The sequence below is a fragment of the Stenotrophomonas sp. MYb57 genome, from assembly GCF_002966815.1.
Classification (GTDB): domain Bacteria; phylum Pseudomonadota; class Gammaproteobacteria; order Xanthomonadales; family Xanthomonadaceae; genus Stenotrophomonas; species Stenotrophomonas indicatrix.
The window spans coordinates 1875363-1899538 of sequence record NZ_CP023271.1 but is presented as its reverse complement, the minus strand read 5'-3'; the positions used below and the strand labels follow the sequence as shown (position 1 = coordinate 1899538).

Genomic DNA, 24176 nt, shown 5'->3' with positions numbered 1-24176 from the left:
CCGATCGCAAGCAGGCGCACCAAACGCGCGCTCACGAGCCACACTCCAGCGGCAGGGCCAACTGCTTGGCGATGCTCTCCCAGTCGAAGGCCACCACACCCTGGTCATCGTGCACCGCATACAGGGCACCGTGCGGGAACCGTGGCGTCGGCTGCTGCATCATCCAGATGCCATCGGTGTTGGCCACGGTATTGCCCTGGAACGCACCCACCGGCTTCAGCGTATGGCGGTCGAACAGATGGAACACGCTGCGCTGCTTGCCCTGCTCGGTGGTGATCCACCAGCCGTCCTTGCCGCAGGTGCGCAGCATCACGCCTTCGGCCTGCGCCTTGAACACGTCGCGGCCGAAGGTGGTGCCGGTGAAGCGCCCCGCCAGGGTATAGACCTTGAATTCGCTGGCGTAGCTTTCGTCCTCTTCGGCGATCAGCAGGCGATCATTGGCCGGATCTCCCCAGATCGATTCGACCACACGCAACGCGCCGGCTTCGCTGGTATCACCGATGCTGGCCGACAGTGTTGCCTGCACCTTCGTGCCATCGCGGGACACGTGGTACTGGCGCACGCGCTTGTCCAGCTCAGCCAGCGGCGGCAGGATGTCCTTGCCCTGTGCGTCCTCGCCGTTGTCCCAGGAGTCGGTGACGTAGACGCTGTAGCCATCGGCACGGCGGTCCACCCACAGGCCGTAGGGCTTGCGCAGATCGTCGGCACCGAAGGTGGCCAACGGAGTGAAGTCCGGCAGCGAAAGCACCTGCACACGGTGGTTGTCGCGCTCGACGATCCACAGCAGGTCATCGATCACCGCGATGCCGTTGGGACGATCGAACTGGCCCAGGCCGGTGCCGGTGCTGCCGACGTCGCGCAGGTGCTGGCCGTTGCTGCCATCGTAGACCACCAGCTTGTCGGTGGCCTTGGCCGTGGCGATCAGCCAGGTCTTGCCATCCGGGGCCTGCCAGGACGCGGGCGAATCGATGTTGTCGGCCGGGGTCATCGGGGTCAGGAAGGCCTCGGCGATGGTCGCCACGTTGCGCTCGACCGGTGCCACAGCGCCGGTCGCTGCAGCCGCTGCCGGCGCCTTGTCCGCGGCCGGCGTGCAGCCGGCGGCAAGAACGGCTGCCAGCGAGGCCGCCATCAGGGTCATGCAACGCGCCATCACAGCGCCACCTTCAGGCCCACGGCGTAGGTGCGGCCATACTCTTCCATCTGCAGGGTGCGCGAGCGCGTGCCCTGGTAGAGCTCCAGGGGCTTGTCCAGCAGGTTCTGCGCTTCAAAGTACACGCTCACGTTCGCGTTGAACTTGTAGTCCAGCGAGAAGTCGAGCTGGGTGTTGGGCGCGACGTAGATGTCGAACGCACGGCCCTTGCCGATGCTGTCCAGGTACTCGCTGCGGTACACCGCCGCCAGACGAGTGCTCAGGCCGTACTTTTCATAGCCGATGTGGGCGCTGTACACGTGCTTGGAGGCACGCGGCAGGGTGAAATCCTCACCGGCGCGATCCTCGATGCCAGCGTCGAATCGGGTATCCAGCCAGGTGCCGCTGGCGCCCACCAGCAGGCCGTCCAGGCCGGCGGGCAGGAAGGCCAGCTGCTGCTGCCAGTTCAGCTCCGCACCACGCACGGTGGCTTTGCGGCCATTGATCGGCTGGGTCACGTCGAAACCACCGTAGGCCGGATCATTGGTGCGCACCGTCTCGACGATATAGCCGTCGATGGACTTGTGGAACAGACCTAGCGAAACGATGCCGGTGCTGCCGAGGTACTTCTCCACCGACAGGTCGATGTTCTTCGACTCGTACGGGTCCAGCTCAGGATTGCCCAGGCGCACTTCCTCGTCGCCGCGGCTGTAGCCGACGCGCGGCGAGATATCGCCGAAGGACGGGCGCGAAACGGTCTTGTTGGCCGAGGCGCGCAGCACCCAGTCATCGGCTGCGTCGTAGCGCAGGTGCAGGCCCGGCAGTACGTTGGTATAGCTGCTGTTGGCCACGCGCGGGGTTACGGTGTAGCTGCGGCCGTTGGCCGCCACATCGACCCGGTTGCCCTCGGCCTTGAAGCGGGTGTTCTCCACACGCACGCCACCGATGATGCGCAGCGCACCGACATCCCAGGTCCCCATGGCGTAGCTGGCGAAGATGTCTTCACTGGCGGTGTAGTCTTCTTCCAGCGAGGTCATCGCGTTGGCGCCGACATCCTGCGGACGGGCACTGAACTGGCCACGGTTGGCCGCCCAGTACGCGCGCATCGCGTCCGACTCCATGCCGTCACCCAGGGTGCCGTGGCGGTGATCCGGGGAGCCGGTGGTCCAGCTGGACAGGGCAACCTTCGGGCCGACGCGCAGTTCGCTTTCGTCGACGTTGACGTCGCGGTCGCGCCAGCGCCCCAGCAGGCCGAACTTGATGCTGCTGCTGTCGCCGTCGAAGCGGACGTTGACCTGTGCGCTGTGCTCCTTGTCGTTCACCTGCTTGGGTGAAATCACGAAGCGGTCGAACGCGTAGTTCGCGTTGTCCAGCCACTGCGGATTGTCGAAGCTGTAGCTGGGCATTCGACTGCTCTGGTCCAGCGTACCGTTGAAGGCCTTGCCGTTGAGCTTGAAGCGCGCCTCCATTTCATCGTTCACCCGCTCTTCGGTGCGGGTGAAACCAACCTTGTAATCGACCACGGCGTTGGTCAGCGTGTTCTCGCCGCCCAGGCTGGCCGCAAAGGTGTTCTCTTCCTTGGTGCGGTAGCGCATGCGCCTGTCGATGGAATCCTTCGGCATGCCGTCCAACCGGTACTGGTCGGTACCGGTCTTCACCATCTTCGCGTCATCGAAGTTGAAGATCACCCGCTGGCGGGTTTCGGCATCATCGAACTGGCTGTACAGCGCACGCAGGTAGTACTTGCTGTCCTCGTTCGGGCGCCAGTCCAGGTTGAGGTTGGCGCCGATGCGCTTGCGCTCGATCTCATACTTGCGGTGCTGCAGGTTGATCGCGGTGACGTCGCCCGGTGCGGCATCGTCTTCCCCGTCGTACTCCACTTCGGTGTTGTCCGATTCGAACGTGCGCTTCTGGTAGTTCACGCCCAGCGCGACGCCGAAGGAGTCGTTGAACACTTCGCTGTAGTTGAAGGCCGCCTTCGGGCTGGTTTCGCCGGACAGCTGCTGGTGGCTGGCTTCGATCTTGCCACGCAGGCTGCGGCCGTCACGATCGAAGGCCGAGGCCGATTCAACCAGGATCGCGCCGCCGATGGCGTCGCCCGGCATGTCCGGGGTGGGCGACTTGACCACGCGCAGGCGCTCGGTCGAATCGGACGGAATCACATCCAGCGGCGCCGCGCGGCTGGAATCTTCCGGGGTGCCGATGGCGATGCCGTCGACGCTGACGCTGTTGAGGTTGGCATCCAGGCCACGCACCACCACGAACCGGCCTTCCCCCTGGTCGCGGGTCACGCTGATGCCCGGCAGGCGCTGCAGCGACTCGGCCACGTTCTTGTCCGGGTACTGACCCAGCGCGTCGGAGGACACGGCGTCTTCGATGGCATCGCTGCTGCGCTTCAGGTCGACTGCGCGTACCTGCGATTCCAGCTGTGCACGCACTTCGATGCGGTCCAGATCGGTCGCTGCGGCGGCACCCCCTGCCACGGCAGCGGCAGCGTTTTCGGCCGCCAGCACCGACGGGCTGGCCGTCACCAGCAGCGAGAGGCTGATTGCCAGGCCCAACGTGTTCTTCTTCTGCACAGCTATCCCCAACGGTGTAAAGATTGGGTCAGCACGGTATGTCCGGCAGGTTGCATGGGCATGACACCGGTGGAGCCTGGCCTGCCGGACCCGGCTCGGCACCACCGCGCATTCCGCTTAAAATGGGGGCCTCCCCTTCTGCCAGACCCTCCCATGAAGATCGTCGAAGTGCGCCACCCGCTGGTGCAGCACAAGATCGGCCTGATGCGCAACGCCGCTCTCAGCACCAAGGATTTCCGCGAACTGGCCAACGAACTGGGCACGCTGCTGGCCTACGAGGCCACCGCCGACCTGGAAACCGAGCCGCACACCCTGCCGGGCTGGTCCGGCCCGGTCACCGTGCAGCGCATCGCCGGCGCCAAGATCACCGTGGTGCCGATCCTGCGCGCCGGCCTGGGCATGCTCAGCGGCGTGCTGTCGCTGATCCCGGCCGCCCGTGTCAGCGTAGTCGGCCTGCAGCGCGATGAGGAAACCCTGCAGCCGGTGCCTTACTTCGAGCGCCTGACCGGCCGCCTGGAAGAGCGCGACGCGCTGATCCTCGACCCGATGCTGGCCACCGGCGGCACCCTGATCGCCACCATCGACATGCTCAAGCGCGCCGGCGCTCGCCGGATCAAGGGCATCTTCCTGGTTGCCGCACCTGAGGGCATCGAAGCGGTGAAAGCCGTGCACCCGGACGTGGAGATCTACACCGCCGCGATCGATGCGCAGCTCAACGACAAGGGCTACATCCTGCCGGGTCTGGGTGATGCCGGCGACCGCATCTTCGGTACCCGCGTGGGCTGAGATCGACCGGGTCGGAGCGCTTTCGAAAGGAAGTGCTCCACCTGCTCCAGGCACCTTCACGCCGGCTTTGCGGCAACGGGCGAATGCTCCGCGCACCCGCCCTGCCCTGGAGCCACCATGAAAGCCTCTTTGCTGCTCGCCGCCGCCCTGCTGGTCGGCCTCCCGATTTCCGCCAACGCAGCCACCCCACAGCAGCAGCGCATGGCCGACTGTTCGGCAAAGAACAAAGGGCTGAAAGGCGACGCCTACAAGTCCGCGCAGAGCGCATGCCTGAGCTCGCACGCAGCCGCACCGGCAACCCCTGCCACGCCGCAGGAGCGCATGAAGAAGTGCAACGCAAACGCCGCCACCCAAAAGCTCGCCGGCGACGCCCGCAAGACCTTCATGAGCAGCTGCCTCAAGGCTTCGTAAAAACAGCGAAGAAAGGCCCCATCCACGCATGGCGTGGATCTACTGACCGTCACTTGGAACCTGTCCGTCGAATGGGGTCAGAGCCCATTGCGCAGCAACGGGATCGGACCCCGAAAGATCCACCGGGTGTCCCATCCGTCACCGGAAAACTGTCGAAGGCGGGGCGGTGTCGGATTGCGGGGTGTCAGCCGCATGGATGCGGCTGCCAAGCCTACAAGGACGTACTTGCGGCGTCCCCGCCATCCGACACCGCCCCGCCACCCACGGATAGCCCGCTGTTGCTGTTGCCGTTGATTCGGCAGGTGCAGGGCGCAGCCCTGCCGGCAAACCTCACCCCAGCGCGCGCGCCTTCAGTTCGCCCTGCTCATGCAGCGTCACGAAACGTCCCTTCTCATCCCGCCCGACCTGCGCCAGCGCCACCTGCGGATCATGGGTGAAGAACAGATGCACGTTGCGCGCCAGCTTGTCTTCCAGGAACTGTCGCTTCTCGTCGATCAGCAGCTCGGCGTTGCGGTCGTACCCCATGGTGATCGGCACGTGCACCCACGAGCGACCCGGAATCAGATCGGCGCAGAACACCACGCCGCCGTGCGCCCCCTCGCCTGCGCGTGCCTGCCCGACGATCTCGGCCAGCATCAGCCCCGGCGTGTGCCCGTCGCTGTAACTGAAACGCACGCTGTGGCCGAGCACCTTCGAATACTCGCCGTCCACCACTTCCAGGCGGCCACTGGCCTGCAGCAGGCCCGGCAGTTCTGGAATGAAGCTGGCGCGATCGCGCGGGTGCGGCTGCAGCGCGCGCTGCCAATGCTGCGCACCGACCACGTACGTCGCATTGGGGAACAGCAGTTCCGGTTCACGGCCTTCGTGCCACGCGGCCAACAGGCCGCCGGCGTGGTCGAAGTGCAGATGGCTGAGCACCACCACGTCGATGTCTTCGTGCTCGAAGCCGGCTTCGCGCAGCGAATCGATCAGCACATGCTGGCTTTCCTGCACGCCATAGCGCTCGCGCATGCGCGGCTCGAAGAACGCACCGATGCCGGTTTCGAACAGCACCGTCTTGCCTTCCAGCGGGCTCGCCAACAACGCACGACAGGCCAGCTCGATGCGGTTGAGCTCATCCGGTGCTGCCCACTTTTCCCACAACGCGCGCGGCGCGTTGCCGAACATTGCACCGCCATCCAGGCGTTGGGTATTACCGCGGATCGACCATAGTTTCATGACGCAATTATCGGTGGCCGCTCGTTAAATAATCGCTAGTGGGAAAATGAAAAACCCCGCCGTTGCGGGCGGGGTTCTCAGGTTTGCGTCCGCCGGGCATGGCCCGGCGCTGCCGCCGGATCAGGGAGCCGGCACAATCTGGGCACTGCCGACCGGGTTGCGCGGGTCACTGCCGCCAAACAGTTTGTTGGCCTTGCGGTCCCACTCCACCGTCTGCAGGTTGCCCCACACGTGGCTGGAGCCGCGGCCGCCGGCAGCGACCTCGCCCGGCAGGTCGATCTTGTGGCCCATCGCCTGCAGCTGCTTGATGGTGCCAGCGTCGAAAGCATTGCTTTCCGCCTCGATCAGGTCCGGCAGCCACTGGTGGTGGTAGCGCGGCAGCGCGGCGACCTGCTGCGCATCCAGGCCAGCGTCGTAGCCCAGGATACCCAGCAGCACCATGGTGATGATGCGGCTGCCGCCGGGCGTGCCCAGCACGATCACCTTGTCGTCGTTTTCCATGAAGGTGGGCGTCATCGAGCTGAGCATGCGCTTGCCCGGCTTCGGCGCGTTGGCCGCGTAGCCCATCACGCCAAAGGCATTGGGCGTTCCCGGCTTCAGCGCGAAGTCGTCCATCTCGTTGTTCAGCAGCACGCCGGTGCCCTTCGGAATCAGGCCGGAGCCGTACAGCAGGTTGACGGTCTGGGTGGCACCGACACGGTTGCCATCACGGTCGATGATCGAGAAATGGGTGGTCTCGTCATCCTCCAGCGGCGTCGGGTTGCCCGACAGCAGGTCGCTGGGGGTCGCCTTTTCCGGGTGGATGGTTGCGCGCAGGCCCTGCGCGTAATCCTTGCTGGCCAGCACCTTCTGCGGGATCTGCACGAAATCCGGATCGCCGAGGAAGAAGGTGCGGTCACGGTAGGCACGACGCATCGACTCGACCACCAGATGGGTGCGGTGCGCGGCATCCATCTGCTTGATGTCCCAGCCTTCCAGGATCTGCAGCATGCTGGCCAGGGCGATGCCACCGGAGGACGGCGGCGGTGCGGTGGTGATCTTCCAGCCGTTGTAGTTGAAGACGATCGGCGCGCGCTGCTTGACGCGGTAGCCGGCCAGCTCTTCGGCGGTCCACTTGCCGCCCGCCTGCTTCACGCCGGCCAGCAGCAGCTTGCCGGTCTGGCCCTTGTAGAAGCCGTCGAAGCCACCGGCCGCCAGGCGCTCCAGGGTCTGCGCCAGTTCCGGCTGCTTGAACAGGTCACCGGTGGCGATCGGCTTGCCATTGCGCAGGTAGACCTCGCGCGTACCGGGATAACGCTCCATCACTTCACGGCGCGAGGCATAGCCCTTGGCCATGCGGTCGTACACCGGGAAGCCTTCACGCGCGATGCGGATCGCCGGCTGCAACGACGCTGACAGCGGCAGCTTGCCGTGCTTGGCCGACAGTTCGACCAGCGCCGCCGGCAGGCCCGGAATGCCGGCCGACCACGGGCCGTTGACCGAGCGGTCGCGGTCCAGGTCACCCTTCTTGTCGAGGAAGGCCTGCGGCGTGGCCGCGGCCGGCGCGGTCTCGCGCGCGTCCAGCATCACGTCCTTGCCGGTGGCCGCATCATGCAGCAGGAAAAAGCCGCCGCCACCGAGGCCGGAGCTGATCGGCTCGACCACTGCCAGGGTCGAAGACACCGCCACCGCCGCGTCGAAGGCGTTGCCGCCCTGGGCCAGGATGTCGACACCGGCCTGGGTGGCCAGGGCGTGACCGCTGGCGATGGCCGCGCCATCGGGGCGCTCGGCACGGACCGGGGCATCAGCCCAGGCGACGGAACTCAGCAGCAGGCCGAGCAGCAACAGGGGGCGGGCGAACGACTTCATTCGGATGGGGGCTCCGCATAGAGTTCGGGATGATCGTGCTGCAGTTGGCGCAACTTGGCCAGCAGCTCGATTTCGGTTTCGACGATGTCCGGATCGGGGTCGATGCATTCGACCGGGCAGACGACCACGCACTGCGGTTCGTCGAAATGGCCCACGCACTCGGTACAGCGGGCGGGGTCGATCACGTAGATGGTTTCACCCATCGTGATGGCCTGGTTCGGGCAGGCCGGCTCGCATACGTCGCAGTTGACGCAGAGCTCATTGATTTTCAGCGACATGGCGATACTCCACGCCCGCGCCTTGGGACAAGGACCGGCCTGCGCGGGCGCGCGGGCCGGTCAGGTCATCAGCGGCGCCCATCGCAGGGCGCCGCCCGGGCCGTGCCGAAGCACGACCGCCTCGGCTCGGTCTTACTTGGCTTCGACGAAAATGTACTCGGCCCCGGTCGGCTGGACCACGGCCTGCACGCGGGCGTTGTCGGCGGACTGGCCGATGAAGACGACGCGCACGCCCTTCATCGAATCCGGCGAGACATCCTTGAACACGGTCTGGATCATGTCAGCCATCTTGCCCGAGGCCGACGAACCGAAGGCCAGCATGTTGCCCGGCTGCACGCCACGGGCCACGGCCTGGGTCGCGCTTTCGGTCTGGCGCTCGTACTTGGCCTGGAAGTCCGGATCCGATTCCGGCGACAGGTAGTACAGGAACGGGCTGTTGGTGATGTTGCCCATGTTCTGGATGGCCACTTCCTGCAGGTACTTCTTCCAGCCTGCGTCGTCTTCCTTGGCCGGCGCGACCAGCGCCTGCTTGGCTTCGTCGACCGGAGCGGCTTCTTCCTTCTTGCAGGCGGTGAAAGCCAGGGCAAACGAAGCGATCAGCATCGCGCGCATGGTGTTGTTCATGGGTTTCCTCCCGGAATGTTGCGTGTTGGTGTGCGTAATGGAATGCGTGGTGCTAAAGGATCTACTGCTGGCCAGGGCTTACGACTGGGCCGACTTCGCTTCGCGGACCTTGCGCAGCGCCTCGAGCACGGCGGCCGGCACGAAGCCGGACACATCGCCACCCAGGCGTGCGATCTCGCGGACCAGCGAGGACGAGATGAAGCTGTGCTGCTCGGCGGGGGTCAGGAACAGGGTCTCGACCTCCGGAATCAGGTGGCGGTTCATGCTCGCCATCTGGAATTCGTACTCGAAGTCGGACACCGCGCGCAGCCCGCGCAGCAGCACACCGCCCTGCACCGAACGTACAAAATGGGCCAGCAGCGTATCGAAGCCGATGACCTCGACGTTGCTGTGGTGGCCCAGGGCGCCACGCGCCAGCTGCACGCGCTGTTCCAGCGGCAGGGCCGGTCCCTTCGAGGGGCTCTGCGCCACGCCCACCACGACCTTTTCAAACAGCGGCGCGGCCCGGCTCACCAGGTCGATATGACCATTGGTGATGGGGTCGAACGTGCCGGGATAGACGGCGATGCGGCGGTTGGCCACGGTCATGGGCGGTAGCAGATGTTCAGATGAGGTCAAAGTGTAGCAGCGGCGCGGCGGTACAGGGCAAAGCGCACCTCGCGGGTGCCGCCATCGCGGTGCAGCAGCCATTCCGGGGGCAGCACCGGCACGTGGCTGGCCGGCGATTCCAGGTACAGCCAGGCATCGGCGGCCAGGTGCCGCGGCAGCTGGGCCAGCACGTCCTGCCACAGGCCATCGGCGAACGGCGGGTCGATGAACACCAGATCCGCCTGCTGTGCCGGCGCGGCCTGCAGCCAGCGCAGCGCATCGGCCTGGGCGACCGTCACGACGTCACCCGCCTGCAGTCTGGCCACGGCCGCCGACAGGTTGCGCGCGAGCTGCGGGTCGCGCTCGACCAGGGTGGCATGCGCGGCCCCCCGGGAGACCGCCTCCAGCCCCAGCGCGCCGCTGCCGGCGAACAGGTCCAGCACGCGCGCCCCGCCCAGCTTGGGCATCAACCAGTTGAACAGGGTCTCACGCACGCGGTCGCTGCTGGGCCGCAGGCCCGGCAGGGTCGGAACCGGCAGTCGGGTATTGCGCCAGCGCCCACCGATGATGCGCACCTGGCCTTCGTTGCCACCGCGGCCGCTCACAGGCGCCCCTGGCGAGGTTCATTCGAGAATTTCAGCATGAGCGGGATTGTAGTTCGGACGGGCTGCGCCCGGCACCCGCAGAGGCCGAAGCAACGTCAAAAGCTGGTTTCCTGTGGGTTGGCGGGGTGGGTCCCGTTGAGGGGGACGCTGCAAGTACGTCCATGTAAGCTCGGTCGCCGCATCCATGCGGCTCACGCCCCCTCAACCGGACCCACCCCGCCTTCGACAGTTTCCTGCGATCTGTCAAACGGCTCTTGGGGGATTTCGATATCTGAGAGATTTCATCCACGCATGGCGTGGATCTACTGCAGATCGCGACGATCTGTCGAAGGCGGGGCACTGTGGGTTTGCGGGGTGTGAGCGGCATGGATGCCGCGACCAAGCCCCCATGGACGGGTTTACGGCGTCCCCGCAAACCCACAGTGCCCCGCCATCCCACGGAATGCCCGCTGTTGCTGTTGCTGTTGCTGTTGCTTTGGCCTCGGCGGGTGCCGGGCGCAGCCCGGCCGACCAACCCCTTGATTTCGGGACAATCACCCCTACCCCTTGGCGAGGCCGCACGCGCTTGCGCGGCACCGCACATGGAGCCCTACCCGATGACCGAGACGACCCAGACCGAAACCCTTGGCTTCCAGACCGAAGTCAAGCAGCTGCTGCAGCTGATGATCCACTCGCTGTACTCCAACAAGGAGATCTTCCTCCGCGAGCTGGTCTCCAATGCCGCCGACGCCGCCGACAAGCTGCGCTTCGAAGCCCTGACCCAGCCTGAGCTGCTGGAAGGCGACAGCGAGCTGCGCGTGCGCGTCAGCTTCGATCCGGCCGCCCACACCATCACCATCGAAGACAACGGGATCGGCATGAGCCGCGCCGATGCCATCACCCACCTCGGCACCATCGCCAAGTCCGGCACCGGCGACTTCCTGCGCCAGCTGTCCGGCGACCAGAAGAAGGACTCGCAGCTGATCGGCCAGTTCGGCGTCGGCTTCTACAGCGCCTTCATCGTCGCCGACGAAGTGGAAGTCACTTCGCGCCGCGCAGGCCTGGCCGCCAATGAAGGCGTGCGCTGGACCTCGCGTGGCGAAGGCGATTTCGATGTCGCCACCATCGACAAGGCCGAGCGCGGCACCCGCATCGTCCTGCACCTGAAGGACGGCGAGCACGACTTCGCCGACGGCTGGCGCCTGCGCAGCATCCTCAAGAAGTACTCCGACCACATCGGCCTGCCGATCCAGATGCCCAAGGAAGGCGGCGAAGAAGGCGCCGCGATCGAATGGGAAACCGTCAACCGCGCCAGCGCGCTGTGGACCCGCCCGCGCACCGAGATCAGCGATGCGGAGTACACCGAGTTCTACAAGCACGTCGCCCACGACCACAGCGACCCGCTGGCGTGGAGCCACAACAAGGTCGAAGGCAAGCTGGAGTACACCTCGCTGCTGTACGTGCCGGGCCGCGCGCCGTTCGACCTGTACCACCGCGATGCGCCCAAGGGCCTGAAGCTGTACGTGCAGCGCGTGTTCGTGATGGACCAGGCCGAGCAGTTCCTGCCGCTGTACCTGCGCTTCATCAAGGGCGTGGTCGATTCCAACGACCTGTCGCTGAATGTCTCGCGCGAGATCCTGCAGTCCGGCCCGGTCATTGATTCGATGAAGGCCGCGCTGACCAAGCGTTCGCTGGACATGCTGGAGAAGCTGTCCAGCGACAAGCCCGAGCAGTACGCCACGTTCTGGAGGGAATTCGGCCAGGTGCTGAAGGAAGGCCCGGCCGAGGACTACAACAACCGTGAGAAGGTCGCCGGCCTGCTGCGCTTCGCTTCCACCCGTGGCGAGGCCGATGCGCAGACCGTCTCGTTGGCCGACTACATCGGCCGCATGGCCGAAGGCCAGGACAAGATCTATTACCTGACCGGCGAGAGCTACAGCCAGGTGCGCAACAGCCCGCACCTGGAAGTGTTCCGCAAGAAGGGCATCGAAGTCCTGCTGCTGACCGATCGCATCGACGAGTGGCTGATGGGGTACCTGACCGATTTCGACGGCAAGGGCTTCGTCGACATCGCCCGCGGCGACCTCGACCTGGGCGCGCTGGAGAGCGAAGCGGACAAGCAGGAGCAGGAAGCCGCAGCCAAGGACAAGCAGGGCCTGGTCGAGCGCCTGAAGAACGTGCTCGGCGATGACGTGGCCGAAGTGCGCGTGTCGCACCGCCTGACCGATTCGCCGGCGGTGCTGGCCATCGGCGAACAGGACCTGGGCCTGCAGATGCGCCAGATCCTGGAAGCCAGCGGCCGGAAGGTGCCCGACAGCAAGCCGGTACTGGAGATCAACCCGGGTCATCCGCTGATCGCCAAGCTGGATGCCGAAGCCGATGGCGCACGTTTCGACGACCTGGGCCGGGTGCTGTTCGACCAGGCCGCACTGGCCGCCGGCGACAGCCTGAAGGACCCGGGTGCCTATGTGGCCCGTCTGAACAAGCTGCTGCTGGAGCTGTCGGCCTGACCGATGCCGGGGTCGCCCGGCTTGGTGGGTGCCAACCTTGGTTGGCGCTGCTGTTGGCCTGGTAGATGCCAACCTTGGTTGGCGCTGTTGTTGGCCTGGTAGATGCCAACCTTGGTTGGCGCTTGAAAAGCTGCCGAGCATGGCTTGACTGCAAAAGCGTGCCAACCAAGGTTGGCACCTACCAGAGCCGGTCGGATCAGGCACGCACCAGAGCCGGTCGGATCAAGCCCGTCCCGGAGCCGGTCGGATCAGACCCGTCCCAGATGCGGTCGGATCAGGCCTGCCGATCCAGCAGCGAGCCCAGCATCTGGTCCTCGCGGCGGATCAGCGCGGCATTGGCAGCGAAGGCCACCACCTCGGCCTTGGCAGCCAACAGATCGCCCAGCGGTGCGGTCGGATCGGTGTCGCCATGGGACGTCACGCGGGTGTCCACCCCGCCCTGCGCTGCGGCATCGCGCTGCAGCTGCAGTCGTGGCGCATCCGGGGTCGCCAGGTTGGCCACATTGTGCGCGGCCACCTGCACGCCCTGCTGGGCCGCACGCATCCCGCTGAGCGCAACACCTGTCACATCGTTCATCGGCGGTCTCCCAGGCCACCCAACGCAGCCCTCCGGACCGGTTAACGGCCGCGTAGCTGCGACCTTGAGTCCACGCCGGCCATACAGGCCCGGGTGGTAGCATATCCCTCTGATTTCAGCGCCTTTTGCCAATGCTCAGTTTTTTCCGCCGCAAGAAGCCCCAGAACGCCGCCACACCGGACGCGCCCAAGACCCAGCACTACTCGGCTGAAGAGCTGGCGGCGGCATTCCCGTCGGCCGCGCCACCCGAGCAGGCCCCGGCCGCACCGGTAGCCCCGCCGATGGTGGAAGCGCCTGTGCCAGCTGCCACGCCCGAGGTCGTTGCGCCCGCAACGTCAACCGCGCCGGCCCCGCAAGCACCACTGCAGACGGCGCAGGAAACCATCCCCGAAGCCGCGCCCGCCCGCGTGCTGGCGCCGGAGAACTTCGAAGCCGAAGCGGCCGCCGCCGCCGCGGTGCTCGCCCCGCTGGCCCCGGTCATCCCGGCGCAGGAACCAGCCGCCCCCGCCGCCGACCTGCCGGTACTGGTCGATGCCCCGGCTGCTGCGGCGGGCAAGCCCGGCTGGCGCGAGCGCCTGCGCAACAGTGCGTTCGCCCGCAGTTTCGGCGGCCTGTTCTCGCGCAACCCCAAGCTCGATGACGACCTGCTGGACGAGATCGAGACCGCGCTGCTGACCGCCGACGTTGGCGTTGCCGCCACCACCGACCTGATCGCCGACCTGCGCAAGCGCATGAAGGCGCGCGAGTTCATCGATGCCAATGCCCTGCTGGCGGCACTGCGCGCGGACCTGATCGCGATCCTGCAGCCGGTATCCAAGCCGCTGATCATCGACCGCAACGCCAAGCCCTTCGTGGTGCTGACCGTGGGCGTCAACGGCGTCGGCAAGACCACCACCATCGGCAAGCTGGCCAAGCGTTTCAAGGACGAGGGCCACAGCCTGATGCTGGCCGCTGGTGATACCTTCCGCGCCGCCGCCGTCGCCCAGCTGCAGATCTGGGGCGAGCGCAACGGCGTGGCCGTGGTCGCGCAGGGGCAGAACGCTGATGCCGCCTCGGTGGCCTACGATGCGCTGCAGGCCGGCAAGGCCCGCGGCACCTCGGTGCTGATCGCCGATACCGCAGGCCGCCTGCACACCCAGTCCGGGCTGATGAACGAGCTGGGCAAGATCCGCCGCGTGCTCGGCAAGATCGACGAGAACGCGCCGCACGAAGTGCTGATGGTGATCGACGGCACCACCGGCCAGAACGCGCTTTCGCAGCTGCGCCAGTTCAATGCCGCGGTCAAGGTAACCGGCCTGGTGGTGACCAAGCTGGACGGTACCGCCAAGGGCGGCGTGGTGTTCGCGCTGGCCCGCGAGTTCGGCATTCCGATCCGTTTCGCTGGCATCGGCGAGCGCCCGGAGGACCTGCGCGTGTTCGATCCGGAAGCCTTCGTCGACGCCCTGTTGCCCGAAGCATTGGGCACTGCCTGACGCGCCCGCATCCACGCATGGCGTGGCTCTACTGCAGCCCGGTGGAGCCACCCCATGGGTGACCGGCCGCTGCCGTAGTAGAGCCACCCCATGGGTGGCTGCCCCCTGGAGTACCGATGCCCCGCCAGCCGAACGCCAGCGCCACGTCCGCCCCTGAGCACGGCTTCGTTGCCCGCCTGCTGCACTGGTTCGACGGCCACGGCCGCCACGACCTGCCCTGGCAGCATCCGCGCAGCCCGTACCGGGTGTGGTTGTCGGAGATCATGCTGCAGCAGACTCAGGTGGCCACGGTCATTCCGTACTTCCACCGTTTCCTGCAGCACTTCCCCACCCTGCCCGACCTTGCCGCCGCCAGCAACGACGCGGTGATGGCGCAGTGGGCCGGCCTGGGCTACTACGCCCGTGCACGCAATCTGCACGCCGCCGCCAAGCGCTGCGTCGTCGAGCACGGCGGCGACCTGCCGCGTGATTTCGATGCCCTGCACGATCTGCCCGGCATCGGCCGCAGCACCGCCGGCGCGATCCTCAGCCAGGCCTGGAACGACCCGTTCGCGATCCTCGATGGCAACGTCAAGCGCGTGCTCAGCCGCTATCACGGCGTCGAAGGCTTCCCTGGCCTGCCCGCCATCGAAAAGCAGCTGTGGGCCATCGCCGAAGCGCAGGTCGCCCAGGTGCCGGCTGGACGCATGGCCGACTACACCCAGGCGCAGATGGACCTCGGTGCCACGGTCTGCAGCCGGTCCAGACCGGCCTGCGTGATCTGTCCGCTGCAGGCCGATTGCGTGGCACGTCGCGAAGGCCGCACCGCCGAGCTGCCAACCGCAAAGCCAAGCAAGACGCTGCCCGAACGCGAGGCGGTGGCCCTGCTGTTGCGCGACAAGCAGCAGCGCGTACTGCTGCAGAAGCGGCCGGACACCGGCATCTGGGCACAGTTGTGGACGCTTCCCCAGGCCGATGCGGGCAGCGAGCTGCAGGACTGGTTCGACGTCCACGTCGATGGTTCGCTGGAAGATGCCGAGGAACTGCCAGTGCTGCAGCACACCTTCAGCCACTACAAACTGCACCTGCAGGTATTGTCACGGCAGGTGCGCGGCCTGCGCGTGGAAGAACCCACGCTGCGCTGGGTTGGCGCCGCCGAACTGCCTGCACTGGGCTTGCCTGCCCCCATCCGCAAACTGCTTGAGGGCGCGCCCATCAAGAGCCCGAAGCGAACTTCCGCAAAATCCCGCAACCACGAGTGAGTGCCATGCCCCGAACCGTCTTCTGCCAGTACGAACAACGCGATGCCGAGGGCCTGGACTTCGTGCCTTACCCGGGCGAACTGGGCCAGCGTGTGTTCAACCACATCGGCAAGCCGGCGTGGACCGCATGGCTGGCACACCAGACCATGCTGATCAACGAGAACCGCCTTTCCCCGCGAAAGCCGGAGCATCGCGCCTTCCTGGAGACGGAGCTGGTGAAGTTCCTGTTCGAGAAGGACGCGGAGAAGCCCGCCGGGTTCACCCCGGAAGCCTGACCTGCCGGTAGCGCCGGGCCATGCCCGGCGTCCAGCCATCCGCCGGGCATGGCCCGGCGCTACCGCCCTACTTCGCGGATTCCTCGCGCTCCTGCACCTGCGCCTGGCGCAGCTCCTGCTCGGAGGCGCGTAGCGCCTTCACGTCGAGCTTGCGTATGGTCTTGATGAAGCACGGCATGCGCGGGCCAGCGGTCGGGTCACGTACCAGCACCTTGTCGAACGGCGCCGAGACGCGGTTCATCCGGCTGGTCAGGCCGATGGCGGTCGCATACGGCAGATCCTGGCAGGGACCATTCAATTCCAGCAGGTAGGCCTCGCTCGGACGCGTCCAGACCGCCAGCGCACTGTCGCCCAGCTCGGTCCAGCCATTGAGGCTGCCGAAGAACTGCATGTCCTTCTGCGGTGCGCCGGCGTGGGCACGATACAGCTCCAGCTTCTCGGCACTGCCCAGGCGGCCGGTGGTGGCACAGCCAGCCAGGGCCAGGCACAGCCCGGCGATCAACAGTGGGGTCTTCATGGCCATCTCCACGGGGGAACTGTGCCGATCATGCACCCGCCGGGGTGGTGCCGGCGCAACGGCCGGCAGCCTGGTTCAGCCGTTGGTCGGCGGCCCCCAGCCGACCAGGCCCTGCATCGAATCCGGTAGTCGCCAACCTTGGTTGGCGCTTGGCCGGCCGCTCAGACGTCGGCGTGGGCCAGCGCGTGCAGGCGCCCTTCGCGCAGCTCCAGCACCCGGTCCAGACGCCGTGCCAGCGAGCGGTCATGGGTCACCAGCACCAGGCTGGTATGCCGCGCACGGTTGAGCTCCAGCATCAGCTCGAACACAGTCGCAGCCGTGCGGTCATCCAGGTTTCCGGTCGGCTCGTCGCCCAGCACGCAGGCCGGGTGATTGACCAACGCGCGCGCCACCGCAGCACGCTGGCGTTCGCCACCGGACAGTTCGCCGGGCTTGTGGTCCAGGCGATGGCCGAGGCCGACCGATTCCAGCAGCGCAGTCGCACGCGTGCTGGCCTCGGCCACCGCGGTACCGGCCAGCATCACCGGCATCATCACGTTTTCCAGCGCGGTGAATTCCGGCAGCAGGTGGTGGAACTGATAGACGAAACCCAGCGCCTGGTTGCGCAGCAGGCCGCGCGAGGTGTCCGACAGCGCCGACATGCGCTGGCCGGTGACATAGACCTCGCCAGCGGTGGGCGTATCCAGCCCGCCCAGCAGGTGCAGCAGCGTGCTCTTGCCGGCACCGGAGGCACCGATGATCGCAACCGTCTCACCTGCAGTCACCGTCAGGTCCAGCCCGTCGAACACCGGTGTCTGCATGCGCCCTTCGGCGTAGGTCTTGCCCAGCCCTTCGGCACGGATCACTTCATCGCCGCGGTTGAAGACCTTATTCATAGCGCAGGGCCTCCGCCGGCTGGGTGCGTGCTGCCCGCCAGGCGGGATAGAGAGTGGCCAGGAAGCTCATCAGCAGCGCGACCAGGGTGATCACCACGATGTCGCTGGTCTGCATGTCGGTCGGCAGGCCGGTGATGTAGTACACATCCTCCGGCAGCAGCTTGACGTTGAACACCGACTCGATGGCGCCGAGGATGCGTTCCAGGTTCAAGGTCAGGGTGATGCCGCCGATCAGGCCGGCAAGGGTGCCGAAGATGCCGATCAGCGAGCCCTGCACCATGAACACCTGCATCACCCCGCCCGGGGTCAGGCCGAGGGTGCGCAGGATCGCGATGTCGGCCTGCTTGTCGGTCACCAGCATCACCTGCGAGGACACCAGGTTGAACGCGCCCATGGCGATGATCAGCGAGAGCAGGATGCCCATCACCACTTTTTCCATGCGCAGCGAGTGGTACAGGTTGGCGTTCTGCTGGGTCCAGTCGCTGACCCGATAGGCACCGCCGAGGTTCTGCGCCAGGTCCACGCCCACCTCCAGCGAGCGGTCCATGTCATGCAGTTTCAGGCGCACGCCGGTGGCGCCATCGGAACGCAGTACGCGCTCCAGGTCTTTCATGTTGGCAAAACCCACACCGCGATCGACCTCGTTGTAACCGGCCTCGAAGATTCCGCTGACGGTGAAGCGCTTCATCCGCGGCACCGCGCCCGCTGGCGTGCCCTGCACTTCCGCGAAGGTCACCAGCACCTGGTCACCGACGTCCACGCCCAGCCAGACGGCCAGTTCCTTGCCCAGCAACAGGTTGAAGCTGCCCGGGGTCAGGCTGCCGTAGCTGCCCTTGGTGACCTTCTTGTCGATCACCGACACCTTCGGTTCCAGTGCCGGGTCGATGCCCTGGATGATCGCACCCTGCACGCGCGGGCCGCTGATCATCGACTGGATCTCGATATACGGCGCAGCACCGGCCACGCGCGGATCCTTGTTGGCCACATCGACCACGCGCATCCAGTCCGGCATCGGTTCGCCGTCGCGGCTGATGGTGGTGTGTGCGGTCATCTGCAGCAGGCGGCTGCGGATTTCCTTCTGGAAACCGCTCATGACCGCCAATGTGGTGATCAGCACCGTCACCCCGAGCGCGATGCCCAGGATCGATGCCATCGAAATGAAGGAGATGAAGCCGTTGCGGCGCTTGGCGCGCAGATAGCGCAGGCCAATGGCCACGGGAATGGGTTTGAACATGCAGGCACGCCAGTCGATTCAGCCTATGGTGCCACCGACCGGGGCCGACGGGAAACGCTTCGTGCGGCCACGGCCAGTCGCAGTTCACGTCGTTGTGCGCGATCAAGCACGTCCGGCCAGAACAACAGGCGCCTGCGACGCCAGCCCTCGCGCCAGTGCAGCAGCAGCCAGGGCCCGCGCACCACCAGCCGCGGCTCGGCAATATCGCCGCCGTCCAGCCGCAGCAGCTCTGGCAGGGGCGGCAGCTGCAGCACGACAGGGCGCCGCCGCAGGCGCCAGGCCAGCTCAGCCAGGCCAAGCGCCCAGACCCCGATCAACGCCGGAAGCAGATGCGCGGATGGCAGATCCGAAGCATGCAGCAGCCACGGCGCGGCCAGCAGTACCGCCAGCTGGGCGCCGGCCTGCAGCCGCGACGGGCGCCACTCAAGGCTTGAGGGCGAGGATCTTGTGCATGAGGGGGACGGCGTGCGCATGTGGACAGGCCTCGTAGCCCATGAACCAACGCCACAACTTATCGTCCTCGCAATCGAGCAGGAACAGGAAAACCTCGCGCTCTTCGGTCGGTGCACTGCTCCATTCGCGGTCCAGGTAGCGACCGAACAACTGGTCCAGTTCGCGCATGCCGCGCCGGCAACGCCAGCGCAGCTTCTTCAGCAGAACATCTTCTTCCATCGTGTCTCTCCAGATACAGCAAAGCCACGCATGGCGTGGCTCTGCTGGGGTCATGCAACTACCCGGCACCGTATCAGGCGCGGCGTTCCATCATCAGCTTCTTGATCTCGGCGATCGCCAGGGCCGGGTTCAGGCCCTTCGGACAGGTCCGGGCGCAGTTCATGATGGTGTGGCAGCGGTACAGCTTGAACGGATCTTCCAGATCGTCCAGGCGCGCACCGGTGTCCTCGTCGCGCGAATCGATGATCCAGCGGTAGGCCTGCAGCAGGATCGCCGGGCCCAGGTAACGCTCGCCGTTCCACCAGTAGCTCGGGCAGCTGGTCGAGCAGCACGCGCACAGGATGCACTCGTACAGGCCATCGAGCTTCTTGCGGTCTTCCGGCGACTGCAGGCGCTCACGGTCCGGCGGTGCCGGGGTCTGGGTGCGGATCCACGGCTTGATCGAGGCGTACTGCGCGTAGAAGTGGGTCAGGTCCGGAACCAGATCCTTGACCACGTTCATGTGCGGCAGCGGGTAGATCGGCACTTCCTTCTTGCCGCAGTCCGAGATGGCTCGGGTGCAGGCCAGGGTGTTGGTGCCGTCGATGTTCATCGCGCACGAACCACAGATGCCTTCGCGGCACGAGCGGCGGAAGGTCAGGGTCGGGTCGATCTCGTTCTTGATCTTGATCAGCGCGTCCAGGACCATCGGGCCGCAGGCGTCCAGATCGACGTCATAGGTGTCGGTGCGCGGATTGCTGTCGTCGTCCGGACTCCAGCGGTAGATCTTGAAGGTGCGCACGTTCTTGCCGCCGGTCTTGGCGGGGAAGTGCTTGCCCTTCGTGATCTTGGAATTCTTGGGGAGTGAAAACTCGGCCATGGCTGCTCTCGTTGGCTCAGGCGGCCCGCGCCCGAGGGCGCGGATTGCATGTTAGGCGGGGTCGGATCAGTACACGCGCGGCTTCGGCGGCACCACGGACACGTCATCAGTCAACGTGTACATGTGCACCGGACGGTAGTCGAAGCTGCACTTGCCCTTCTCGTCCACGCTGACCAGGGTGTGCTTCTGCCAATTGACGTCGTCGCGGTCCGGGAAGTCCTCGTGCGCGTGCGCGCCGCGGCTTTCCTTGCGCTGCTCGGCCGAGTTGATCGTCGCCACTGCATTCAGCAGCAGGTTGTTCAGCTCGTAGGTCTCGATCAGGTCCGAGTTCCAGACCAGCGAACGGTCGGAGACCTTCACGTCCTGGAACGAATCGAAGATCTTGTCCATCTTCTCGCAGCCTTCCTTCAGCGTCTGGCTGGTACGGAAGACCGCCGCGTCGGCCTGCATGGTGCGCTGCATGCGATCGCGGATGACCGAAGTCGGGGTATCGCCGTTGGCGTGACGCAGCTTGTCCAGCAGGCCCAGCGCCTTGTCGCAGGCGTCGGCCGGCAGGGTCTTGTGCGCCGCGCCCGGGGTGATCGTCGCCGCGCAACGGTTGGCCACCGCACGCCCGAACACCACCAGGTCCAGCAGCGAATTCGAACCCAGGCGGTTGGCACCGTGCACCGAAACGCAGGCCGCTTCGCCGATGGCGTACAGGCCCGGCACGACCGCATCGGGGTTCTCGCCGTCCTTGCGCACCACTTCACCGTGGTAGTTGGTCGGGATGCCGCCCATGTTGTAGTGCACGGTCGGAATCACCGGGATCGGCTGCTTGTGCACGTCGACGCCGGCGAAGATGCGCGCGCTCTCGGCGATGCCCGGCAGCTTGTCGTCGATCACGCCCGGGCCGAGGTGGGTCAGGTCGAGCAGGATGTGGTCCTTGTGCTCGCCCACGCCACGGCCTTCGCGGATCTCGATGGTCATCGAACGGCTGACCACGTCGCGCGAAGCCAGGTCCTTGTAGTGCGGTGCGTAACGCTCCATGAAGCGCTCGCCGCTGCTGTTGCGCAGGATGCCGCCTTCACCGCGGACACCCTCGGTGATCAGGCAGCCGGCGCCGTAGATGCCGGTCGGATGGAACTGCACGAACTCCATGTCCTGCATGGCGATGCCGGCGCGCATGGCCAGGCCGCCACCGTCGCCGGTGCAGGTGTGCGCCGAGGTGGCGCTGAAGTAGGCGCGGCCGTAGCCGCCGGTGGCCAGCACCACGCCCTGGGCGCGGAACAGGTGCAGCGTGCCGTCGGACATGTCCAGCGCCAGCACACCACGGCAGGCACCTTCGTCATCGAAGATCAGGTCGAGTGCGAAGTACTCGATCATGAAGCGTGCGTCGTGCTTCAGCGACTGCTGGTACAGCGTGTGCAGCATCGCGTGGCCGGTACGGTCGGCCGCCGCGCAGGTACGCTGCGCCGCCGGGCCTTCGCCGTACTGGGTGGTCATGCCACCGAACGGACGCTGGTAGATCTTGCCTTCGGCGGTGCGGCTGAACGGCACGCCGTAGTGCTCGAGCTCGATGATCGCCGGAATCGCTTCACGGCACATGTACTCGATGGCGTCCTGGTCGCCCAGCCAGTCCGACCCCTTGATGGTGTCGAAGAAGTGGTAACGCCAGTCGTCCTCGCCCATGTTGCCGAGCGCGGCGGAGATACCGCCCTGGGCAGCAACGGTGTGCGAACGGGTCGGGAAGACCTTGGTCAGGCACACGGTCTGCAGGCCCTTGGCGGCCAGGCCGAACGTGGCGCGCAGGCCGGCGCCGCCGGCGCCCACCACGACCATGTCGTACTTGTGTTCGGTAATCTTGTAAGCGGACATCTAGTCTGGATTCCTGTCTTGGCGCCTGGGCTCAGGCAACGCCGAGGGCGATGCGGCCCACCGCAAACACACTGACGATCATGCCGAGCACGGCAACGAACTTCACCGCGGTCTGCAGCACCAGGGCCAGCAGCGATTCGTGGATGTAGTCCTCCAGCACGACCTGCAGGCCGAGCTGGGCATGCCAGAACATGGCGATCAGCAGGCCGATCAGCGGAACGGCGTTCCACGGCTTGGCGATCGCGGCGGTGGCGGTCACGTAATCCGAGCCCAGCAGGCCCAGCACGAACACCAGGAACCAGATGCCCAGCACCACCAGCGCGGCGGCGGTCAGCCGCTGATGCACGAAGTGCTCGGTGCCGGTCTTGGCCGAACCGAGACCGCGCACGCCCTTCAACGGGGTACGGAACTTGCTCATGCGGCACCTCCGAACAGCACATAGGCCCACACCGCCAGGGTGATCAGCAGGCTGCCGATCACCGACATCCAGCTGCTGCGGATGAAGGTGGCAATGCGGAATCCGATCGCGAAGTCCTGCACGATATGGCGGATGCCATTGCACAGGTGATAGGCGAACGACCATGTCCACGCGAACAGGAACACGCGGCCATACCAGGCCCCGGCATGGCCGGTGAAGCAGTTCCAGGATTCGGGCCCCATCATCAGAGCCAACAGGCCTCCGGCGATGATGAGGGCACCAACAGACAGAAAGACGCCAGTGGCTCGATGCAGGATCGAGGTGGCCATCTGAATCTGCCAGCGATACACCTGAAGGTGCGGAGAAAGGGGACGTTGTCTGGTCGCCATTCGCTGGGCTCGTTGTCTCGGCTGGGCGGCATAAGGCCGCGTTGGCTCAATGCTGATCAAAAATCGATGCAGCGTCCGTTTTTTTCCCAATCGCCATACCGCACCGGATCAAGTCCGCCGCGGCCACCGAATTCCTCTTCCACCTCTGGTTGTTCCACGGGCACAGGGACCGGGGGAACCAGCGGGGCTTCAGCTTCGGCGTCGGGAGTGGGGGTTGTTTGGCCTATCATGATGGGTCTCGCAACGCACAAATTTTAGACCTCGTTCACGTGCCTGACAACCTTCCCCCTGCTTTCGTCGCATATCCGCGCCTGCCCGGCCATCAATTGCTGAGCCTGCAGGGCGTGGATGCAGTGGCTTTTGCCCATGCCCAGTTCAGCAGCGACGTGACCGCCCTGCCCCTGCTGCACTGGCAGTGGAGCGCGTGGCTGAGCGCCAAGGGCCGCACCCTGGCGGTGTTCCAGCTGCTGCGGCTGGCCGATGACCATGTGCTTCTGCTGCTCGCCGACGGCGATGCCGATGCGATTGCGTCGCAACTGCAGCGCTTCGTGTTCCGCCGCAAAGTGAAACTGCAGGTGCATGCAGACCTTGCCGTGGCCGGTGCCTTTACTGCGCCGGAAGCCGCCGCTGGCGCCGCCATCGCGCTGGTCGGCAGTCAGGGTTGGGAGCTGGATCTGGGCAGCGACGCACTTCCCCGTACTTTGCGCATCGGCCCGGTCGAGGCCTTCCCGGCCAGCGACGAAGCCGAAGATGCCGCCTTCGCCCTGGCCTGGCGCCAGGCCGACCTGCGCTTTGGCCTGCCACGCTTGGCAGAGAGCCAGCGCGAGGTGTGGACCCCGCAGCAGCTGGGCCTGGACCGCCTCAATGGCTACAGCGTGAAGAAGGGCTGCTACCCCGGCCAGGAAATCGTCGCGCGCACCCATTTCCTCGGCAAGGCCAAGCGCGCGGTGCAGCTGCTGCATACCGCTGCACCTGCGCAGGCAGGCGATGGCGTGCAGCAGGACGGGGTCGCGCTCGGCACCCTGGCCAGCGTGGCCGGCGATCTGGCACTGGCTGTGCTGCCGCTGGAGACCGGCGACAGCGAACTGCAGGTGGGCAACGCGGTCGCGCAGCGGATGCCGCTGCTGGACGGCCTGGCGCGCTGAACCGCCGATCCGGCATTTCATCCACGCATGTCATCCACGCATGGCGTGGATCTACTGGGGATCACGGTGGGTGCGGACCGTTGGTCCGCA

General features: G+C 66.2%; 26 protein-coding genes. 7 read left to right on the top strand and 19 right to left on the bottom strand.

Annotated features, from left to right (window positions below; all coding sequences use genetic code 11):
* Window positions 1–31: 31 nt before the first annotated feature.
* Together CLM74_RS08815 and CLM74_RS08810 are read right to left on the bottom strand one after the other, a co-directional pair.
* A complete protein-coding gene (locus CLM74_RS08815) occupies window positions 32–1150 on the bottom strand; it encodes a phytase (protein ID WP_080149126.1) in 1119 nt (372 codons plus the stop codon).
* Complete coding sequence (locus CLM74_RS08810; RefSeq protein WP_105163861.1) at window positions 1150–3708, bottom strand: TonB-dependent receptor; 2559 nt, start codon at window positions 3706–3708, stop codon at window positions 1150–1152. The genes CLM74_RS08815 and CLM74_RS08810 overlap by 1 nt, the downstream gene beginning before the upstream one ends.
* A gap of 153 nt (window positions 3709–3861) precedes the next feature.
* Here CLM74_RS08810 and upp point away from each other — a divergent pair, with 153 nt between their 5' ends.
* Together upp and CLM74_RS08800 are read left to right on the top strand one after the other, a co-directional pair.
* Complete coding sequence (gene upp / locus CLM74_RS08805) at window positions 3862–4494, top strand: uracil phosphoribosyltransferase (protein WP_025878832.1); 633 nt, start codon at window positions 3862–3864, stop codon at window positions 4492–4494.
* 117 nt (window positions 4495–4611) lie between these two features.
* Entirely contained in the window at window positions 4612–4905 is a 294-nt protein-coding gene (locus CLM74_RS08800; protein WP_105163860.1) for a PsiF family protein, read from the top strand.
* A 330-nt stretch (window positions 4906–5235) separates the two neighbouring features.
* Here the strand turns inward: CLM74_RS08800 and CLM74_RS08795 are convergent, their stop codons facing one another.
* From CLM74_RS08795 to rsmD, 6 genes are all read right to left on the bottom strand, one after another.
* The gene (locus tag CLM74_RS08795) at window positions 5236–6123 is read right to left on the bottom strand and encodes an MBL fold metallo-hydrolase (RefSeq protein ID WP_025878830.1); all 888 of its coding nucleotides are present in this window, start codon (window positions 6121–6123) and stop codon (window positions 5236–5238) included.
* Window positions 6124–6243: 120 nt separating this feature from the next.
* Window positions 6244–7971, bottom strand: coding sequence for a gamma-glutamyltransferase (ggt, locus tag CLM74_RS08790; protein WP_059063811.1), 1728 nt, complete (start codon window positions 7969–7971; stop codon window positions 6244–6246).
* Window positions 7968–8249, bottom strand: coding sequence for a YfhL family 4Fe-4S dicluster ferredoxin (locus CLM74_RS08785; protein ID WP_025878828.1), 282 nt, complete (start codon window positions 8247–8249; stop codon window positions 7968–7970). Before CLM74_RS08785 ends, ggt begins: the two co-directional genes overlap by 4 nt.
* 132 nt (window positions 8250–8381) lie before the next feature.
* Window positions 8382–8873 (bottom strand): hypothetical protein, encoded by a 492-nt coding sequence (locus CLM74_RS08780; RefSeq protein WP_025878827.1) that lies wholly within the window; start codon window positions 8871–8873, stop codon window positions 8382–8384.
* Window positions 8874–8951: 78 nt separating this feature from the next.
* Window positions 8952–9461, bottom strand: coding sequence for a pantetheine-phosphate adenylyltransferase (gene coaD, locus CLM74_RS08775; RefSeq protein ID WP_008267036.1), 510 nt, complete (start codon window positions 9459–9461; stop codon window positions 8952–8954).
* 26 nt (window positions 9462–9487) lie between these two features.
* A complete protein-coding gene (gene rsmD / locus CLM74_RS08770; RefSeq protein WP_033830840.1) occupies window positions 9488–10066 on the bottom strand; it encodes a 16S rRNA (guanine(966)-N(2))-methyltransferase RsmD in 579 nt (192 codons plus the stop codon).
* 596 nt (window positions 10067–10662) lie between these two features.
* Between rsmD and htpG the strand changes: the two genes are divergently transcribed.
* Window positions 10663–12555, top strand: a complete 1893-nt coding sequence (htpG, locus tag CLM74_RS08755; protein WP_105163858.1) for a molecular chaperone HtpG — start codon at window positions 10663–10665, stop codon at window positions 12553–12555.
* Window positions 12556–12829: 274 nt separating this feature from the next.
* On the opposite strand, the gene CLM74_RS08750 is transcribed toward htpG, so the two are convergent.
* Window positions 12830–13132, bottom strand: coding sequence for a hypothetical protein (locus CLM74_RS08750; RefSeq protein ID WP_025878824.1), 303 nt, complete (start codon window positions 13130–13132; stop codon window positions 12830–12832).
* Window positions 13133–13263: 131 nt separating this feature from the next.
* On the opposite strand from CLM74_RS08750, the gene ftsY reads away from it, so the two are divergent.
* The 3 genes from ftsY (at window position 13264) to CLM74_RS08735 (ending at window position 16120) form a co-directional block, all read left to right on the top strand.
* Complete coding sequence (gene ftsY / locus CLM74_RS08745) at window positions 13264–14604, top strand: signal recognition particle-docking protein FtsY (RefSeq protein ID WP_105163857.1); 1341 nt, start codon at window positions 13264–13266, stop codon at window positions 14602–14604.
* 116 nt (window positions 14605–14720) lie between these two features.
* Window positions 14721–15845 (top strand): A/G-specific adenine glycosylase, encoded by a 1125-nt coding sequence (gene mutY, locus CLM74_RS08740; protein WP_105163856.1) that lies wholly within the window; start codon window positions 14721–14723, stop codon window positions 15843–15845.
* A gap of 5 nt (window positions 15846–15850) precedes the next feature.
* Window positions 15851–16120 (top strand): oxidative damage protection protein, encoded by a 270-nt coding sequence (locus CLM74_RS08735; protein ID WP_025878821.1) that lies wholly within the window; start codon window positions 15851–15853, stop codon window positions 16118–16120.
* A gap of 67 nt (window positions 16121–16187) precedes the next feature.
* Here the strand turns inward: CLM74_RS08735 and CLM74_RS08730 are convergent, their stop codons facing one another.
* The 10 genes from CLM74_RS08730 to CLM74_RS08685 all read right to left on the bottom strand — a co-directional run bounded on the left by CLM74_RS08730 (window position 16188) and on the right by CLM74_RS08685 (window position 23171).
* Window positions 16188–16637 carry a DUF6491 family protein gene (locus CLM74_RS08730; RefSeq protein WP_105164967.1) on the bottom strand — a complete coding sequence of 150 codons (450 nt, stop codon included), beginning with the start codon at window positions 16635–16637 and terminating at the stop codon, window positions 16188–16190.
* 161 nt (window positions 16638–16798) lie between these two features.
* Window positions 16799–17512: a lipoprotein-releasing ABC transporter ATP-binding protein LolD gene (lolD, locus tag CLM74_RS08725; protein WP_032977862.1), complete on the bottom strand. Its 714-nt coding sequence runs from the start codon at window positions 17510–17512 to the stop codon at window positions 16799–16801.
* Entirely contained in the window at window positions 17505–18746 is a 1242-nt protein-coding gene (locus CLM74_RS08720) for a lipoprotein-releasing ABC transporter permease subunit (protein WP_025878818.1), read from the bottom strand. Before CLM74_RS08720 ends, lolD begins: the two co-directional genes overlap by 8 nt.
* 23 nt (window positions 18747–18769) lie before the next feature.
* Window positions 18770–19219 carry a hypothetical protein gene (locus CLM74_RS08715; protein ID WP_105163855.1) on the bottom strand — a complete coding sequence of 150 codons (450 nt, stop codon included), beginning with the start codon at window positions 19217–19219 and terminating at the stop codon, window positions 18770–18772.
* Window positions 19170–19418 carry a succinate dehydrogenase assembly factor 2 gene (locus CLM74_RS08710; protein WP_089240366.1) on the bottom strand — a complete coding sequence of 83 codons (249 nt, stop codon included), beginning with the start codon at window positions 19416–19418 and terminating at the stop codon, window positions 19170–19172. Before CLM74_RS08710 ends, CLM74_RS08715 begins: the two co-directional genes overlap by 50 nt.
* Window positions 19419–19491: 73 nt before the next feature.
* Window positions 19492–20277: a succinate dehydrogenase iron-sulfur subunit gene (locus tag CLM74_RS08705; RefSeq protein ID WP_025878815.1), complete on the bottom strand. Its 786-nt coding sequence runs from the start codon at window positions 20275–20277 to the stop codon at window positions 19492–19494.
* 66 nt (window positions 20278–20343) lie between these two features.
* Window positions 20344–22134, bottom strand: a complete 1791-nt coding sequence (sdhA, locus tag CLM74_RS08700; protein ID WP_025878814.1) for a succinate dehydrogenase flavoprotein subunit — start codon at window positions 22132–22134, stop codon at window positions 20344–20346.
* Between the two features lie 31 nt (window positions 22135–22165).
* On the bottom strand, window positions 22166–22552 hold the full coding sequence (gene sdhD / locus CLM74_RS08695; RefSeq protein WP_025878813.1) for a succinate dehydrogenase, hydrophobic membrane anchor protein: 387 nt from the start codon (window positions 22550–22552) through the stop codon (window positions 22166–22168).
* On the bottom strand, window positions 22549–22941 hold the full coding sequence (sdhC, locus tag CLM74_RS08690) for a succinate dehydrogenase, cytochrome b556 subunit (protein ID WP_025878812.1): 393 nt from the start codon (window positions 22939–22941) through the stop codon (window positions 22549–22551). Before sdhC ends, sdhD begins: the two co-directional genes overlap by 4 nt.
* Before the next feature lie 56 nt (window positions 22942–22997).
* Window positions 22998–23171 carry a DUF1674 domain-containing protein gene (locus CLM74_RS08685; protein ID WP_080149151.1) on the bottom strand — a complete coding sequence of 58 codons (174 nt, stop codon included), beginning with the start codon at window positions 23169–23171 and terminating at the stop codon, window positions 22998–23000.
* A gap of 39 nt (window positions 23172–23210) precedes the next feature.
* Between CLM74_RS08685 and CLM74_RS08680 the strand changes: the two genes are divergently transcribed.
* On the top strand, window positions 23211–24086 hold the full coding sequence (locus tag CLM74_RS08680; RefSeq protein ID WP_105163854.1) for a folate-binding protein YgfZ: 876 nt from the start codon (window positions 23211–23213) through the stop codon (window positions 24084–24086).
* Window positions 24087–24176: the final 90 nt, after the last annotated feature.

Bases quoted from the DNA above. Each gene is read 5' to 3' on its own strand.
- CLM74_RS08715 (WP_105163855.1), bottom strand. From the start codon at position 19,219: ATGCGCACGCCGTCCCCCTCATGCACAAGATCCTCGCCCTCAAGCCTT.
- CLM74_RS08815 (WP_080149126.1), bottom strand. From the start codon at position 1,150: ATGGCGCGTTGCATGACCCTGATGGCGGCCTCGCTGGCAGCCGTTCTT.
- CLM74_RS08800 (WP_105163860.1), top strand. From the start codon at position 4,612: ATGAAAGCCTCTTTGCTGCTCGCCGCCGCCCTGCTGGTCGGCCTCCCG.
- CLM74_RS08785 (WP_025878828.1), bottom strand. From the start codon at position 8,249: ATGTCGCTGAAAATCAATGAGCTCTGCGTCAACTGCGACGTATGCGAG.
- CLM74_RS08710 (WP_089240366.1), bottom strand. From the start codon at position 19,418: ATGGAAGAAGATGTTCTGCTGAAGAAGCTGCGCTGGCGTTGCCGGCGC.
- CLM74_RS08705 (WP_025878815.1), bottom strand. From the start codon at position 20,277: ATGGCCGAGTTTTCACTCCCCAAGAATTCCAAGATCACGAAGGGCAAG.
- sdhA (WP_025878814.1), bottom strand. From the start codon at position 22,134: ATGTCCGCTTACAAGATTACCGAACACAAGTACGACATGGTCGTGGTG.
- ggt (WP_059063811.1), bottom strand. From the start codon at position 7,971: ATGAAGTCGTTCGCCCGCCCCCTGTTGCTGCTCGGCCTGCTGCTGAGT.
- mutY (WP_105163856.1), top strand. From the start codon at position 14,721: ATGCCCCGCCAGCCGAACGCCAGCGCCACGTCCGCCCCTGAGCACGGC.
- CLM74_RS08720 (WP_025878818.1), bottom strand. From the start codon at position 18,746: ATGTTCAAACCCATTCCCGTGGCCATTGGCCTGCGCTATCTGCGCGCC.
- sdhD (WP_025878813.1), bottom strand. From the start codon at position 22,552: ATGAGCAAGTTCCGTACCCCGTTGAAGGGCGTGCGCGGTCTCGGTTCG.
- CLM74_RS08795 (WP_025878830.1), bottom strand. From the start codon at position 6,123: ATGAAACTATGGTCGATCCGCGGTAATACCCAACGCCTGGATGGCGGT.
- coaD (WP_008267036.1), bottom strand. From the start codon at position 9,461: ATGACCGTGGCCAACCGCCGCATCGCCGTCTATCCCGGCACGTTCGAC.
- lolD (WP_032977862.1), bottom strand. From the start codon at position 17,512: ATGAATAAGGTCTTCAACCGCGGCGATGAAGTGATCCGTGCCGAAGGG.
- htpG (WP_105163858.1), top strand. From the start codon at position 10,663: ATGACCGAGACGACCCAGACCGAAACCCTTGGCTTCCAGACCGAAGTC.
- CLM74_RS08730 (WP_105164967.1), bottom strand. From the start codon at position 16,637: ATGAAGACCCCACTGTTGATCGCCGGGCTGTGCCTGGCCCTGGCTGGC.
- CLM74_RS08750 (WP_025878824.1), bottom strand. From the start codon at position 13,132: ATGAACGATGTGACAGGTGTTGCGCTCAGCGGGATGCGTGCGGCCCAG.
- ftsY (WP_105163857.1), top strand. From the start codon at position 13,264: ATGCTCAGTTTTTTCCGCCGCAAGAAGCCCCAGAACGCCGCCACACCG.
- CLM74_RS08685 (WP_080149151.1), bottom strand. From the start codon at position 23,171: ATGATAGGCCAAACAACCCCCACTCCCGACGCCGAAGCTGAAGCCCCG.
- CLM74_RS08735 (WP_025878821.1), top strand. From the start codon at position 15,851: ATGCCCCGAACCGTCTTCTGCCAGTACGAACAACGCGATGCCGAGGGC.
- upp (WP_025878832.1), top strand. From the start codon at position 3,862: ATGAAGATCGTCGAAGTGCGCCACCCGCTGGTGCAGCACAAGATCGGC.
- sdhC (WP_025878812.1), bottom strand. From the start codon at position 22,941: ATGGCGACCAGACAACGTCCCCTTTCTCCGCACCTTCAGGTGTATCGC.
- CLM74_RS08780 (WP_025878827.1), bottom strand. From the start codon at position 8,873: ATGAACAACACCATGCGCGCGATGCTGATCGCTTCGTTTGCCCTGGCT.